General features: G+C 49.7%; 10 protein-coding genes. 5 read left to right on the forward strand and 5 right to left on the reverse strand.

Annotated elements, in window-relative coordinates:
- Nucleotides 1-66 precede the first annotated feature (66 nt).
- On the reverse strand, nucleotides 67-2,205 hold the full coding sequence (pvuA, locus tag R7D93_RS03135) for a TonB-dependent siderophore vibrioferrin receptor PvuA (protein ID WP_062730893.1): 2,139 nt from the start codon (nucleotides 2,203-2,205) through the stop codon (nucleotides 67-69).
- A gap of 120 nt (nucleotides 2,206-2,325) precedes the next feature.
- On the reverse strand, nucleotides 2,326-4,362 hold the full coding sequence (locus R7D93_RS03140) for a TonB-dependent receptor (RefSeq protein ID WP_025768678.1): 2,037 nt from the start codon (nucleotides 4,360-4,362) through the stop codon (nucleotides 2,326-2,328).
- A gap of 250 nt (nucleotides 4,363-4,612) precedes the next feature.
- Here R7D93_RS03140 and R7D93_RS03145 point away from each other — a divergent pair, with 250 nt between their 5' ends.
- The 5 genes from R7D93_RS03145 to R7D93_RS03165 are packed head-to-tail and all read left to right on the forward strand — an operon-like array spanning nucleotide 4,613 to nucleotide 11,861.
- Entirely contained in the window at nucleotides 4,613-5,824 is a 1,212-nt protein-coding gene (locus tag R7D93_RS03145) for an ATP-grasp domain-containing protein (RefSeq protein WP_025768679.1), read from the forward strand.
- Nucleotides 5,821-7,653: an IucA/IucC family protein gene (locus R7D93_RS03150; RefSeq protein ID WP_225495730.1), complete on the forward strand. Its 1,833-nt coding sequence runs from the start codon at nucleotides 5,821-5,823 to the stop codon at nucleotides 7,651-7,653. Before R7D93_RS03145 ends, R7D93_RS03150 begins: the two co-directional genes overlap by 4 nt.
- 6 nt (nucleotides 7,654-7,659) lie before the next feature.
- Nucleotides 7,660-8,865: an MFS transporter gene (locus tag R7D93_RS03155; protein WP_225495732.1), complete on the forward strand. Its 1,206-nt coding sequence runs from the start codon at nucleotides 7,660-7,662 to the stop codon at nucleotides 8,863-8,865.
- Nucleotides 8,837-10,666 carry an IucA/IucC family protein gene (locus R7D93_RS03160; protein WP_225495734.1) on the forward strand — a complete coding sequence of 610 codons (1,830 nt, stop codon included), beginning with the start codon at nucleotides 8,837-8,839 and terminating at the stop codon, nucleotides 10,664-10,666. Before R7D93_RS03155 ends, R7D93_RS03160 begins: the two co-directional genes overlap by 29 nt.
- Nucleotides 10,659-11,861 (forward strand): type III PLP-dependent enzyme, encoded by a 1,203-nt coding sequence (locus R7D93_RS03165; RefSeq protein WP_225495736.1) that lies wholly within the window; start codon nucleotides 10,659-10,661, stop codon nucleotides 11,859-11,861. The genes R7D93_RS03160 and R7D93_RS03165 overlap by 8 nt, the downstream gene beginning before the upstream one ends.
- Before the next feature lie 73 nt (nucleotides 11,862-11,934).
- Here R7D93_RS03165 and R7D93_RS03170 read toward each other — a convergent pair whose 3' ends face one another.
- Genes R7D93_RS03170 through R7D93_RS03180 form a run of 3 tightly spaced genes read right to left on the reverse strand, consistent with a single transcriptional unit; the run spans nucleotide 11,935 to nucleotide 15,309 of the window.
- A complete protein-coding gene (locus R7D93_RS03170) occupies nucleotides 11,935-13,179 on the reverse strand; it encodes an ABC transporter substrate-binding protein (RefSeq protein ID WP_025553455.1) in 1,245 nt (414 codons plus the stop codon).
- Between the two features lie 2 nt (nucleotides 13,180-13,181).
- Nucleotides 13,182-14,612, reverse strand: a complete 1,431-nt coding sequence (locus tag R7D93_RS03175; RefSeq protein ID WP_140090334.1) for an ATP-binding protein — start codon at nucleotides 14,610-14,612, stop codon at nucleotides 13,182-13,184.
- Nucleotides 14,602-15,309, reverse strand: a complete 708-nt coding sequence (locus R7D93_RS03180) for a response regulator (RefSeq protein ID WP_005383484.1) — start codon at nucleotides 15,307-15,309, stop codon at nucleotides 14,602-14,604. Before R7D93_RS03180 ends, R7D93_RS03175 begins: the two co-directional genes overlap by 11 nt.
- Nucleotides 15,310-15,559: the final 250 nt, after the last annotated feature.

Here is a 15,559-nt window from a genome sequence, read left to right on the forward strand (position 1 = left end):
CTAAGATCGGCAAAGTCGCCAAGGTAAATTGGCGACTTTTCTTTTCAAACTCGGTGAACGAAACGCTTAAAACTGATAGTTCAGATCCAGTGTATAAGAGCGTCCCGGAGCTGGGTACCGACCAACTGGGCTGGTATCAATCCCGCGGAAGTAATACTCCTCGTCAAACAAGTTGTTCACCGCAACATTCATGCGTAACTTGCCTTTGTCGTCTTTGTATAAATCCGTCCCCAAGTTGAAGTTCCACACCATGTAAGATGGTACTTTACCCGTTGCGCCTGTTGCATCTTCGGCACTGGTGTTGGCGTTATCGGTATACGAATCACTGAAGTAGAAGCCCGATAGCGTGGTGTCCATGCCGTAAAATGCGTAAGTTGCATCCCAACCAAGCTGATGCTTAGAGGTGTAAGGCAGTTGATTACCTTTATTCGCGCCTTCTTCTTCAAGCGTAGCGTCTAGATAGTTGTAGCTTGCGCCTAAACTCAGTGCAGGTAGAACTTCAGGCACATAACGAGCAGAAAGCTCTATGCCTTGGTGAAGTGTTTTTCCGATGTTATCGAAAGTCTGCGTTGAGCTTTGCCATTGCAATTGATCTTCAAAGTCGATGCGATAAAGTGCAGCGTTAAAGCTGGTCGCATCTTGGGTGTAACGCGCGCCGACTTCGTAGTTCCAAGCCAGTTCGCTACCTTCTTCACCCAAGCCTCGGATGTAGGCAATTTGTGGCGCACGAAGTGATTTTTGCGCGTTCGCATACGTCACCCACTGATCAGTTAAGTTGTATGCCACCGTCAAACCTGGCAACCATTCCGTCACGGTGTTGTCTGCTGTTTGTTTTTTACCACGATCGGTAAACGTCATTCGAACCGACTCAACACGCAACCCAGGCGTTACCTTCAATGTATCATTGAACAAACCAATTTCGTTGCTAACGTATCCAGCAAACGCGTCCGTATCTAAATGCCAATCACGCGGAACGCTGGTTGCACCACCGGCGATTGGAGTCTGAGTGAGTTTGTAGTCGATGTCTTCGTTAACATAACGGGTACCCACGATCCAGTTTTGAGTAACGGATTTACCTTCGCCAAAGTACATCGCCATTTTTGGCTCTATACCATACACGGTAAATTCACGTGGAGAGGTACGAACGTCCGTCGCTGGCAGAGCCGGATCCGCCCAATGGCCACCCGCGCTGTTAAAGCCCCACTTGAAAAGACGCTCTGACTTATGGCCAAACGTTAGCACTTCTAGCTCAGCACTGTCGGCAAATGGCAAATCGTGGATGTACTTAACACTCCAGCGCGTCGACTTACCTTCATAATCATCGTAAGGACGTTTCGATTGGTGACGATCTTGCTCGTAATCTTGTGGCGAAAGTGCGCCCGGCATTTGCGTTTCAGCATCGTAACGTTGCAGGAATGCTTGAATCTCTTGAGTGTCACTCAGTAGCCACTGTGCTTTGGCTTGGAAGTTCTTCACGTCCGTATCGGAATGTTCACGGAAGCTTTCACCTTTTAGGAAGTTACCTTCCAACTGTAGTGCAAATGTGTCGCTTAACCAGCCGCCCGTGCGTAGGTAAAAATCATTCAGCGGCGCATCACCGCCATCAAACACGGTAAGGCGGTTACTGATTTCAGTTTGCCACGTGTGTGGAATCGGTTTGGTCACTAAGTTGATCACACCACCGACGTTGTTTGGGCCGTACTGTACTGCAGCACCACCGCGTACAATGTCAATACGATCAAGCATCGACAGTGTTGCTGGGAAGATAGACTGACCAGTGTGACCATATGGCGCAAGTGTTAGCGGTACACCATCCATCAAGAACTGAGCATGACCACTACGGCTTGCTTTCAAACCACGTACGGAAATGTTAGGCAATACGCCCGTTCCGCTTTCATCCTGAACTTTAATACCCGGCACGCGCTGTAGCGCGTTATCAATCGAGCCTGCGGCGGTTTTCTCGATTTGATCGCGGGTAATGACGGTACGAGCACCTGGGTACTCTTTGACGTCTTCAATTTCAGATTTACCAATCACGCTACCAGTGACAACGACGGTTTCCATCGCGGTAGTTTGTTCTTTTTTAGCAGGAGCGGCAACCGCGCTCATGGATGTGGCAGAAGCGATTGCAATCGCAAGCACACTGTAAGTGGTAGACAAACCAGCACGTACACGCACTTTACCATCCAAATTCTGGTAAGACATTAAGATCTCCTTTGCGAGAAATTGAGCCTCGGGCAGAATACATCCCGTAGGCTCTCGGGGCTAAACATCCTCAATATGAGGCAAAAATCGGCTAACAGGCGCTAACTACGCACAAAAAGCCTAGAACTGATATCCGTAGCTGAGCATGAACTCGGCTGGTGCGCCATAGCCAATCTGGTTTAAGCCAGACGTGCCGTTTGTTGCGCCAAGAATGTATTTCTCATCCAAAATGTTGTAAGCGTTCGCTTGGATTTTGTGACGACCAGTGGTGTACGCCGCCATCAAATCCACCGTTGTGTAATCGCCAAGTGCGACAGCTTCGTCGTTACCTGCGTAACGGTCGCCCACGTACTTCACACCACCGCCTAAACGCCAGTTGTCATCCAATTGGTAAGTGCTCCAAAGAGAGAACAAGTGGTCTGATACATCGTTCGGCTTTTTGCCTGTGGCTTTGTCTTCCGCGTCCAAGTAGCTGTAACCCACAGAGATGTCCCACTGTTTGGTGATTTGACCGCGAGCCTCTAATTCAATACCTTGGTGACGCACTTCAATTTTATCGATCACATCGCCGTCCACGTTAGTTTGTGGTTGCTCTTGATCAATCTGGAACAGTGCCGCATTCAACATTAATGCGTTATCCAAAAGGTACGCTTTCGCCCCCACCTCTTTTAAGTCGGTGTGGAAGAATTCCGCCAATTTTGGATTGATGTAGATACCAGCGTACGGTAACTGCCAAGAGCGCGCTAAACTGGCGTATACGGATGTGTCGGAATTGATGCGGTATACCAAACCAGCACGGTAGCTGACTTTGTCATCATCCAATTTTTCCTTATCTGAGCCCGCTTTTTGTTGTTCGAGTTCCATCGAGTCGTAACGCACGTTACCGATCAAAGAAAGGTCACCCCACGTATAGACGTCTTGCACATACAAACCTGTCGTGGTGGTGGTATTGTCACGAAATGGCTTAAAGCCCGGATCAGGCGTTGGACCAACGACTGGGTCGTAGATATTTTGCGGAGGAAGCGTTTTGTCACTTGCCAACGTTAGGTCGATATCGATCTGGTTGAAATCTGCACCCACCATCAATTGATTGTCCCTGGTTTCCCAAACCAACTCAGATTGTAAAGTGGTCGTAGTACGTGGATCGTAACCAAAGTTGTTGACGGTTTGAGACACTTCATTACCCGTCACTTTGCCCTGACGCGTGCCTTTTTGCTCAAGTTCGATATGGTTGAACGCCGCTCGGTTGTTCCATACCCATTGATCATTCAGACGCCATTCGTAATCCACCGCAATACGGAGACTGTCTGACTCCTGATAGTCGTTTGTGCCGCCAAAGTAAGTGCTTACTGGCAAATCAACTGGCTTGCCATTTTTTGATGGCACACCACGATACGGCACTAGTTCTTGATGGGCGTATTCCACGTCAATATCAATGGTGTGACCTTCCGCTGGTAACACACGAATGGTCGGTGCAATGAAGAAATCGTTTGAATCAACATGATCAACGTACGAGTCGGCTTGACGGTATTCCAAGTTAATACGCCCGTTGACCTTATCTGTAAACGCCATTGAGCTGTCGACCTGACCAACATATTGGTTGTTGCTGCCTACACTACCGTTTACGTGAGTAAAATTCTCACCGTTAGCGCGTTTCGTCACCAAGTTGATGATGCCCCCAGCCGAACCACGGCCATACAAAGCACCCGCAGGGCCTTTCACAATTTCAACGCGTTCAACGTTCGCTAAGCTGCGGTAAGACTGCAACGTACCGTCATCTCGCAAGCCATCACGGTACATATCGTTGAGTGAATCAAAACCACGGATCATGAACTGATCGCGGCTGCCTTCGCCCAAGGTGTTATTGACCCCGGCTACCCCATCTAGCGCATCCACTAAGCGCACCGCGCCTCGGTCTTGCATTTCTGTTTTCGTTACTACGGATACCGCTTGTGGCACATCAAGCCATTCCACATCGGTTTTGGTGCCTGATTGAGGCATGTGTTCAGCATAACCTTCGTACTGATGCCCGAAGACTTGAATCGTTTCAGTTGCTGATGAGGTTGAGTTCGTCTCTTCTGAAGCCACTGCGCTTGGTGCTACTAGTGAAGAACCAATCGCGACCGCCAAGGGGGTCAGGGTCAATAATTTATTCATTCCATAATTCCGTTTAGTTGTTATAAAGCCAACGGATGGAAATAAGAACAAATATTATTTCTATTTGCAATATTAATTTTATGCTCTATATTTATTTACCCTAAAAACACAACTAACAACAAAAAAAACCAAACATAATAACAATAAACACTAAAACTTCTGCCCTCCGTCTCGCGAGAGGCACATTGGAAGACGACCGTGAGCGACTTTATCAACGTTAGAAGAAAATGTTAGAAAATTAGGAAAGCTCATGAAATCTACGATGATTATCGTAAGTCATGTCGTTAACGATGCAGTCACTCACGGCTTCGTGCCTGCAGCTAAAGCGATGGACCTTCACGTCGTTCTTATCACCGACCATAAGCTCAGCCATTTAGAGCTGGCGAGTCGTGATAGTCACTTTAATCCGGATACCATTCTAGAATGTGATGTCTTCAACCCATTAGAACTCATCGAAACCATCACGGAGCATGAATTAAAGCCAGACGCTATTTTTAGCAATAGTGATCACTTACAAACTTCCACCGCCATCTGCGCGCAATTTTTTGGCCTCCCATCCAAAGATTGGTCTGTCACGTTAAAGGCCAAAAACAAACACTTAACTCGACAAGTGTTAAATGAAAAATCCTTACCCAACACACAAAGCTGTTTGCTGCATCGCCATTCGAATGTGGCATTAGGCATGGCCTTCCCTGTCGTAGCAAAACCCAAAGAAGGCGTGGCAAGTTTAGATGTACAGCGCTGTGACTCCCAAAGCGAGCTCGATGCTTACTGCGAGGCGTTTTGGCAAAAGCACCCAAACGCCGCCATTCTGGTGGAGCAATTCCTTCAAGGGCCGTTGGTTACGCTCGAAACTTTAGGAGATGGTGAGCGCCTTATCGCCGTGGGCGGTTTTGATGTGTCGCTCTCTGAACCGCCTTACTTTATCGAAACAGCCGCAGACTGGAACGGACCAAACGGCATTGCTCACCGAGAAGCTTGCTTGGCTCAACTGAAAGCGTTCGGCGTTGGCTTTGGAGTTTGCCACAGCGAATTTATCATCACGGAAAACGGCCCAGTTCTGGTGGAAATTAACTACCGCAGCATTGGGGACGGTCGCGAATTCTTACTCAACAATCTCGCTCACTTCGGTTGGTTTAGCACAATTTTGGGTCTGCATTTGGGCCGAAGATTGGATGGCGATTACCAAATTCATGGCTCAGCACACGTGCACTACGTGGTTGCGGAGCACAGTGGTGTGATTGATGGAGATTCGACCTCCTTCATCCAACACGATGGCGATGTCATCACCCAGCAACAGGTACTAAAAACCGCGGGAGAACTCTTCCAACAGAGTTATTCCAACAAGGATTATCTCGCCCGAATTTCGATTGTCTCGCCATCGGGGCGAAACCTCGACCAAGCGCTGCAGAACGCGCTTAGCAATTTCAATCTAGCTCCGACTCGCGAGGTGGCAGCATGAATCACAACGCTTTATACCTGACCCAACGATTGATCGATACTTGCCTGCGCGAAGACATGTTTGGCATTTTGTCGAACGCCAAGTTCAGTAGCGCCGCCCCAAAAGGGGTTATTGTTCCTCAACTCGAGCAAGTCTGGCTAACCTTTGATAATCCGGATTTCACGCTCTATTTACCTGTTGTGCCAACGTATTACATGCAGCATTGGTGTTACGGCCAAGCCAATGGCGAAGCGCCACTAGGTTGGTGGGTGGAGAAAAATGGTCAAGTCGAGCATCAGCAGCATTATCAAGAGTGGATTGCGCTACTAACGACACTGGCGCATGAGAGCTCTCACGAATTATTGGCGGGGTATCTTCAAGAGCTGGAATGCGCAGAGAAACACAAAGCACTGTGTGACCAAGCGTTTCGTCACCACGCCGACCACATTTCTCAACCAATATCCAAGCTTGGTTCTTGGCATCAAAAACTGCTGCTAGCCGACCAGATCGCTTCTTACCTTGACCACCCGTACTATCCAACTGCGCGGGCGAAGTTTGGTCTGAGCGATGAAGACCTTGCTAAGTACGCGCCCGAGTTCGCACAAAGCTTTGCTCTGCATTGGATTGCGATTGAAAAATCACTGGTAACATTAACCAGCGGACAACCTGATTGCTGGCCAACAATGGAGCAAGTGGGGCTTCCTGCTGATTTTGCACTGAGCCACGTTCTGTTCCCTGCACATCCGCTCACCCTGCGATCTTTAGAAGCCTTACCCGAAGGTGTGATAGAAGCGCCTTTAACGTATCTAGACGTGACGCCGACGCTTTCCGTTCGTACGGTGGTCGTCAACGAGGCACCGCACATTCACATCAAGGTTCCGCTGATCATGCGATCGCTAGGCACGAAAAATATTCGCTTAATCAAGCCTTCAACACTGTATGACGGCCACTGGTTTGAACGCCTACTCAGCCACCTTGAACAAACGGACGCCGATTTAAACAGTCGCTTGTTCCATTGCAACGAAAAACACGGTGGACACATCGGCGAGGATAAAACCTTCGCGTACATCGTACGTGAGTACCCACTTACTCATTGCGAAGACAAAGCGTTAGTTCCGGTTGCCGCACTGGCAAGCCCAATGCCTGACGACCGCTTGTTCTTAGAACATTTGGCAGAACATTACTATCAACAAGATTCGCTGGCGTGGTTCCAAGATTACGTCGATCTATTATGCCAAGTGCACCTCACCTTGTGGCTTCGTTATGGCATCGCATTGGAGTCCAACCAGCAAAACGCCATCATTGCATTTGATCAACAGGGCAAAATGACGCTCGCGATGAAAGACAACGACGCGGCGCGAATTTGGCCAGAGCGCTTCCACTTTGCAACAGAGCATGCTGCCCAAAAACACGGCGCAAAACTACTTCCAGTGGATTGCGATGAACTGCTCGATCAACGCATCAAAGTCGACAATGAATTGGCGCTCGGTCAGATGTTTACCACCATCACATTACAATTGGATATCGCAGCGATTGTAGAAGCCATGGCAGCGAAGGGCATTGCCTCTTCAGCATCGCTTTACGCCATCGTGGCCAAAAGCATTGCAGAGCAACTCAACCGATTGGAAGGCGAAGGGTTAGAGACAAAACTGGCTCGCGAGTTACTGCAAGAGGCACCTGATTTGTACGCCAAGTACTTGTTGAGCTCTGGCAGTTTGCTCTCGAAAGAAGCCTCCGGCGCGAGTGACATCAATAAGTTCTATGGTTTGTCGGCCCCGAACTTCTTACTGCTTTCTAGCGAAGAAGCGCAGCGCGCCTACTTAGAAGCCATCAAAAAAAGCGTACGTTAAACGATTATGACCAAACTCATCTACAGTGTGTTGTTGTGCCACTTTATCGCTGCGTTTGCCGCGTTAGGTATGCCGCTATTTCTACCCGTCGTGTTGCCAACGTTAGGCGCAAGCATTGATGCGGACTGGGCAGGGGTATTGTTTATCCTACCTACGTTTTGTACTGCGTTGGCGGCGCGATTTTGGGGCAACTTTGCCGATCGCTATGGTCGCCGCCGCTCACTCTTGCGTGCGCAACTTGGCCTTGCAGCAGGGTTTGCGCTGTGCGGCTTGGCAGACAACCTCGCCATGTTTGTGTTTGGTCTTATTGTTCAAGGAACCTTTGGCGGCACCATGGCCGCCTCAAACAGCTACTTATCTAGTCAAATTAAAGAAGCCAAAACACTCGGCAAGTCACTTAATAAAACCCAACTATCTGCTCGCTTGGCGCTGATCGTTGCGCCCATTGGGCTCGGCTGGAGCTTGTCAGAGACCAACCCGCTCAACGCGTACCTGTGGTTATGCGTTTTGCCTTTAATTGCGATGGGCATCACGCTAACACTGCCAATGGATACACCTGCCGACCAAAACCTCGAAAAGCCAAACTCAGAATCTCGGCAAGAAAAACCGGTTGCACGGAAAAACGCAATGCATGCCATTCGTTGGATCTTCTTTGCTCAATTCGGGTTTGCGTTTTCTATGGTAGTGACCTTTCCTTATTTCTCGCCGTTTGTGCAGCAATATGGCATCACTAACCACGCATGGATCGGTTTTTTGTACGCACTGCCGCATGGCGTCTATCTGTTGCTGGCAGGCAAAATCCACGTGTTGTCAGATGGGTTGAATCGCCATCAACCGCTGCGCACGTTGTGGCTCGGGTTTGCATTGCTTGCCGTGAGCTCTGCCTTGCATTTGATTGCGTCCGAAACCGCACTCATTGCTGCGAGAATTATCTTCGGCATCGCGATGGTGTGTTGCTATCACGGATTGCATCAGCATCTTGCGAGCAATCTGGATCGCAAACTCAGTGGCAAAGTATTTTCTCGCTTTGATGCCATGTCCAAATGGGGTGGCGTGGCGGCGGGATTTTGCGCTTCTTTCATTTCTAGCTTGGGGCTACTTGAGGTTCCTTTCCTACTTTCTGCGATAGTCAGCGTGATCACCTTGATCGCGCTGGTTCTCCATTCAAAATTTGGAAATCAACATGTTACAAACTCAATCCTCTCAGACTAGCGAGTTGTGCGCGCATGATGTGCAGCTCAATCGCGAGAAGGCCCAACTCAACACGATAATGGGTGTTCTTAATTGTTACTTACGTGAATTTGCGCTACCGAATCAACAAGTGGAATGGCACTACCAATCGACATCGCTACCCCAAACGTTAAAACGCAACTATTCCGCCAAGCAGCGGGTAGCCGTTCATCTTTCTCAACAAAATGGCGTGCTGGTTTTGCCGATTCACTACGCGAGCAAACTGGGCAAAATCAAATTGGCAGAACTGCCTTGGGCGAAAATGCCGGGCTCTGGTTGGGCGAAATTGGATGCCACGCAAACTCTTACGCTTTTGCTTAACTATCTCAAGCAGGTGTTGGCGATCCCATTTAACCATGAGCTGATCGAACAACTGGAAAATAGCGTGCTGGTTACCGAGCAGTTTCTCAACGTCGCGCCCAAATCGCATCACAACGAGTTTATCGCTTCGGAACAGTCTCTGATTTGGGGGCATACTTTCCATCCGACCCCGAAAAGTCGTTCGGGCGTCACCATGGATGATCTCTTGGCGTTTTCTCCAGAAGTCGGCGCGCAAGTCCCGCTGTACTGGTTTGAAGTGGATACGTCCTTGCTTGATGTGCTGAGTTCCGACGGAGAAGCTAACCCTGCTCAGCGCATGCTACAACAGCTCGCGCCACAACACGCCACCAGCAACGGGAAGACCCTCTACCCTTGTCATCCTTGGGAAAGCTACACCATTTTGAGCAACCCAAGCGTGAAGCGTGCCATTGAACAAGGTAAGATCACACCACTGGGTTTAGGTGGTGAAAAGATGCAGCCGACCTCTTCAGTTCGTACCCTCTACCACCCAGACATGGATTGGTTTGCGAAATTCTCCATCAACGTACGATTAACCAATTGCGTGCGTAAAAACGCGTGGTACGAACTCGACAGCGCCGTGCAGCTCACGTCGATTCTCAAACCGATTCGAGAAAACGAACAGCTGCACAACCCTGTATTTAAAGTGATGACAGAGCCTTACGCCACTACGTTGACTCTAGAAAGTGTCGCTGAGCGTAATTGGGACGACAACACCAAAGCGCGCGAATCGTTTGGGATTTTATACCGCGAAAATTTCTCGCTGAGCGAAGTCGACATCTTAAAACCAACCCTCGCTGGCGCTCTGTTTGCTTACGACAAAAACGGCAACAGTTGCATTGCTCAACGCCTTAAAAACAAAGCGCGTACTACGCAAAATGGCTATTCCGACATCGCGACACTGTGGTTTGAACGCTATTTGCATTGCCTAATTCCGGGCGTGTTTAATTACTACTTCAAACACGGGGTGGCGTTTGAGCCGCATTTGCAAAACACCTTGATTGGCTTTGAGCAAGAGATGCCGTGTTGTGTTTGGATTCGTGATTTGGAAGGCACTAAATTACTGCCAGAGTTCTGGCCAGCAGAAACATTAACTGATTTGTCTGAACGCGCGCGACAATCGGTTTACTACAGTCGCGAACAAGGCTGGAATCGCATCGGATACTGCACCTTTATCAACAACATCAGCGAAGCGATTTTCTTCATCGCAGAAGGTGATGAGCCACTAGAGCAAACGCTGTGGAATGCGGTGCAAAGTGCCATTGTGCGTTGGCAATCAGTGAATGGAAAACAGCCGGAACTAGAAGCGTTGCTGAATGGCGGTCACTTCCCAAGCAAAAATAATTTCACCACGCGTTTGATGCAAAAAGCCGATAAGGAGTCGGGCTATACCCAAGTCGCCGCGCCTTGGCAGCAACACGAAAAAGGAGCGCAACATGTCTAATTCACTCTCCCTACCGACACACGTTAGCCAGCAAGTTCACACGCTCGCACAGCAGCAAAATCAACCCTTGTGCGCGTACGTGTATGACCTAAACGCCTTAGAAGAACACATCAAACAACTGCGTCACGTTTTGCCGAAAAATGTCGAGCTATTTTACGCAGCCAAAGCCAATCCATCGGGCCCGATTCTCAAAACGCTCGCGCCGTATGTCGATGGTTTTGAAGCGGCATCTGGCGGGGAGTTGACACACCTCCACCAGCAACAACTCGATAAGCCATTGATCTTCGGTGGCCCAGGAAAAATGCCAAGTGAATTGCAACAAGCGATTGAGCTGGATGTTGATGCAATTCATGTCGAAAGCCTCACCGAGCTGCAACGCATTGGTGCACTAACCGAGCGCCTCAACCGCCCTGCTTCGATCTTTTTGCGTATGAACATCGATATTGGCGACATCACGCTCAGCAAGTTGGCAATGGGCGGCAAGCCGACTCCTTTTGGTTTGGACGAGCCCGAACTGAGTAATGCTTTAATGTTGCTGCGCGATTTCCCGCAAGTGTCACTCAAAGGTTTCCATTTTCACTTGATGTCGCATCAGCTTGATGTTGAACGTCACTTAGCGTTAATGCAGCGCTATTTCCAAGTCGTGAAAACGTGGCAACAAGAGTTTGAACTCGGTGAGCTGATGATCAACTTGGGCGGCGGCATGGGCATCAACTACCAAAACCCTGAGCAACACTTTCCGTGGATGGAGTTTTGCGACAAGTTGGAATTCCTCATCGCTAAAGAGCAAGTGCAAGATTGGACACTGCGTTTTGAATGCGGACGTTTCATCACGGCGGCATGTGGTTATTACGTGATGGAAGTACTGGATATTAAGCAAAATCTTGGCGAAAACTTTGTCATCGCGCGCGGAGGAACCCACCATTTCCGCACGCCAGCAGCGCAGAGCCATGATCATCCATTCGTCATCCTGAAAAGCGAGCAACACCATGAGATTTCTCACCCAATTCAGCATGCACAAGCAACTTTTGTCGGCCAGCTTTGTACGCCCAAAGATGTGCTGGCACGCAATCAACACGTCGCCCACGTCGATATTGGTGATTATGTTGTGTTGACCTTAGCGGGCGCCTATGCGTGGAACATCTCCCATCAAAACTTCTTGATGCATGAACCGCCGATCTTCCACTATTTCTAAACGGCATACTTCGCTTTACTCAAGCCCCAATCATTGGGGCTTTTTTATTCCACTCGGCACAAATTCATTGCCATTAACCGCTTTGCGAAATAGCAATAATGCGTTTTATCAGCTCGTCGGGTTCCATCTTGGGATTGCGGTAAAAACGGAAGATTTCCGAGTTTATCGCTTGCTGAGCAACCGGATTGACCGCCATCGAATCAATCATACTCGGCACAGCGAGGTTGTGTTTAACGCCGTAGTGAAAGTCTTGATATGACTGGACCTGACACGGATTAAAATCGCTGATGTCGATATCGGTGCGTACCGGAATCGAGCCTTTTACCTTATTGAACTTAGCTTGAAACTCGACGTCTGCCAGCGCGCTTGCGGTTTGCTGAGCAGCCTCGGCAGAAAACGACTTGCTCGACATAAACACCAAGCTGTCCATGTTGTAGAGGAATACACCATCGCTGTCCGGCGTTGGGTAACAGCCGACCTCTTGCGGGACTGAGACTTGATTGGCGAGCAGCTCACCCAAAATCCAATCTCCGCCGATTTGAAACAGCGCTTGACCGTCGGCTAGCGCTTGGGTCGCCGTATCCCACTTACTGTCGGGTAATTGGTTGTCTATCAACAAACTCAGGCGGCGAAATTGCGTCAACGCTTGACGGAGTGTATCGCTGTCGATGCTGTCTCGCTCAAGTTTAACCATTGCATTGGTGTAGAACTCAACGCCGCCAGTGGAGATCACTAAGTTCTCGAAAAGTTGGGCGACTTGCCACGGCTGCTCACCAACCGCGATCGGTACAATGCCATTTTGCTTAGCAAGCTCCATGGCGGCGAACATCTCTTGCCAGTTTTTCGGCGCGGATAGATTCAGTTGTTTAAGCAGCTTGTGGTTGACCCACAGCCAGTTCAAACGGTGCAGCGTAAGTGGCAGGGCGATATAGCCGTTTTGTGTTTTATTGATTTCGATAGACAGTGGGTAGAGCACCTCGTCCCAGCGCTGCTCATCGGCAACCGCGTTGACGTTGTGCAAAATACCGATGGCATCCCACGCTTTAATACTTGGCCCTTCGATTTGCGCGAAGCTCGGTGGATTGCCCGCCAGCGCGCGAGCTTGCAGTACCGTCATCGCGCTGTCGCCACCACCGCCTAACACCGGGCTTTGCAGCAGCTCGATATCATGCTGTTTTAGCTGAGCTTTGAGTGTTTGCAGCGCTTGCTGTTCGCCGTCAGAAGTCCACCAATGTAAAAACTCTACCCCTTGTGGCGACTCAGCGTGAGCGACGCAAGGGGCGAGCAACAGTGGGAACAAGAATGCCAGTTTGTTCATAGTCAGTCTCTCGGGAAAGTCAGTGTGGCGCAGAGGCCGCCAAACTGAGAATGGCTCAGCGACAAACTGCCGCCGTGAGCCTTTGCAATGCTCTGTGAAATGGTTAACCCCAGCCCACTGCCTTCTTTATCGTTGCTAGCGCGGAAGTATGGCTGGCAGAGCTTTTCAAGTAATAAATCGTCAACACCATCACCGTGATCTTCAATTTCAATCTGGATCGACTCTGGGCTTTCACTCAGCGTAATGTCCGCTTGATGGCCGTATTTGAGCGCGTTATCGACCAGATTCTGAATGCAGCGCTTAATCGCTAACGGTTTACCAGCAAAGTGGGTGCGGATTTCACCGTGGATGCGAATTGTGTCCGGCGCATCGGCGATATTGGCGGAAATGTGCTGAATCAGTTGGGTGAAATTGATCGGCTCGATTTCCTCGTGGATATCGGTCTCTTTAATGCATTGCAATGCGCCTTTGACCATCAAATCTAGGTCGTTACTCAGACGGATAAAGCGTTCTCGGTCGGCGTCGTCATCTAGCATTTCCGCCCGCAGTTTTAGGCAGGCTATCGGCGTTTTCAGATCGTGGGAGATGGCGCTGAACAGCATCTCGCGGTCTTTAATGTGGCTGTCGATGCGTCGGTTCATTTTGTTAAACGCACGTACCGCCGCTTTCAGTTCGTTACTGCCGCGCTCAGAGACTTCGGGCACGTCTAATCGGCTCGACATCAGGGTTGCGGCTTTTGCCAGCTCTCGAATTGGTTGAATTTCTTTGCGAACGATAAACCAGGTACACAGCAACAGCATTAGCGCGGACAGCAATAGCGTCAGCCATTGGCGCAGCTCAAAATAGTTAGTCTCTAGGTTGATGTAAGGCGCGGGTAGCACCGCCGCGAGATAAAACCATTCGTTCTGCGCGACTTCGACCTGCATCACCAGAATCGGTGGATTGAGGTCACCAAACGAAAGCGAATAATGCGCCCACAATAGCGGCAGTTCATCGATAGGTAGCTCGTTGTTGAACACTTTGAGTTTGTCGCGCTGGGTGAACTCCACCTCGATATTAGGAATGCCGCTCAGCTCGCTTTCTAATACCTCGCGAACTTGGTTGATGACCAACGTTTTGCGCTCGCTCTCCGGCAGTGGGTCGACGTCAATCTGGTGATTGTTGAGTGAGACGAAAAAGCGCGTACCACCCATGTTGCGTAGTTGATTGAGCACCAAGTGGCGATATTCCGAAGGGAGGGTTTGAAAGAAAGCGATGGTGGAAGAAGCGCTCAATGCTAAGCTTTTGACTGTCGTGGTCAGGCCTTCTTTATCGCGTTCGCTGGCGTGTTGATACCAGATAATCCCGGATAATACCTGCGCCAGAATGATCACCAGCAACAAGAACACACTGGTGCGAACGACCAGTGATCCCGTCCAGCGTTTAATTCTCATAATGCACGTCCGTGGTCAGCATGTAGCCTTTGTTGCGCACCGTTAGGATCAGCGAACGGTCTTTATCTTCAAGGTGATGACGCAAGCGGCTGATCTGCACGTCAATGCCGCGTTCAAACGGGTCTGCATCGCGTCCCCAGATCTCGCGCGCAATGTCATCGCGAGACAATATGGATTGCGCGTGGTTGACGAATAAACCGAGCAGCGACAAATCCGCGCCACTCAGTTGCTTAACCTCACGGCTAGCAACGTGGGTCAGTTGCCGGGTTACGGTATCTAATAACCAATCGTCAAAACGCACTTTACGCGTCAGTTTGCTATTGGCGGTCGATTGGCTGCGTCTCAGAATGGTTTTGATGCGCGCGAGCAGTTCACGCGGACTGAATGATTTGGTGATGTAGTCATCGGCGCCCATTTCTAGCCCTGCGACTCGGTCGGCTTCTTCAGTGACGGCGGTCAGCATGATGATCGGGATATCGGAGTTTTTGCGCAGTTTCTGGCACAGGGTAAAACCGTCTTCACCGGGCATCATAATATCGAGGATGATCAAATCAGGATGGTGATCGTTGAGCAGTTGCCACATCACGCCGCCGTTTTCTGCGCAAAGCACTTCAAACCCTGCGCGACCAAGGTAATCTGACAATGCTTCGCGAAGGTCGAGGTTGTCATCGACGACCAGTATCTGCTTGTTTTCCATCCTACTTTCCCTGTGTCCGTCCCTGTGCCTGCCCCTGAGTTTGGCGCTGGCCAATATGATGCATTCTTAAACGCACATTCACAATCGAGCCGATTGCAATTTTACTTCTCGGTGTAAGAGATTTGTAAGCGGCCACTTACAAACTGATTGCCTTTTGTAACCTTAGGCGCCGCCTTGCTCGCTATGATCATCCTGACCTTACGTGAAACAACATGACCTGAAGGGATCAGGTCCTACAACACTGGCATAT

This window comes from Vibrio sp. YT-15 (genome assembly GCF_033337445.1).
Classification (GTDB): domain Bacteria; phylum Pseudomonadota; class Gammaproteobacteria; order Enterobacterales; family Vibrionaceae; genus Vibrio; species Vibrio alginolyticus.

Excerpts from the sequence above, each read along its gene's own strand:
- pvuA (WP_062730893.1), bottom strand. The coding sequence starts at position 2,205 with ATGTCTTACCAGAATTTGGATGGTAAAGTGCGTGTACGTGCTGGTTTG.
- R7D93_RS03140 (WP_025768678.1), bottom strand. The coding sequence starts at position 4,362 with ATGAATAAATTATTGACCCTGACCCCCTTGGCGGTCGCGATTGGTTCT.
- R7D93_RS03145 (WP_025768679.1), top strand. The coding sequence starts at position 4,613 with ATGAAATCTACGATGATTATCGTAAGTCATGTCGTTAACGATGCAGTC.
- R7D93_RS03150 (WP_225495730.1), top strand. The coding sequence starts at position 5,821 with ATGAATCACAACGCTTTATACCTGACCCAACGATTGATCGATACTTGC.
- R7D93_RS03155 (WP_225495732.1), top strand. The coding sequence starts at position 7,660 with ATGACCAAACTCATCTACAGTGTGTTGTTGTGCCACTTTATCGCTGCG.
- R7D93_RS03160 (WP_225495734.1), top strand. The coding sequence starts at position 8,837 with ATGTTACAAACTCAATCCTCTCAGACTAGCGAGTTGTGCGCGCATGAT.
- R7D93_RS03165 (WP_225495736.1), top strand. The coding sequence starts at position 10,659 with ATGTCTAATTCACTCTCCCTACCGACACACGTTAGCCAGCAAGTTCAC.
- R7D93_RS03170 (WP_025553455.1), bottom strand. The coding sequence starts at position 13,179 with ATGAACAAACTGGCATTCTTGTTCCCACTGTTGCTCGCCCCTTGCGTC.
- R7D93_RS03175 (WP_140090334.1), bottom strand. The coding sequence starts at position 14,612 with ATGAGAATTAAACGCTGGACGGGATCACTGGTCGTTCGCACCAGTGTG.
- R7D93_RS03180 (WP_005383484.1), bottom strand. The coding sequence starts at position 15,309 with ATGGAAAACAAGCAGATACTGGTCGTCGATGACAACCTCGACCTTCGC.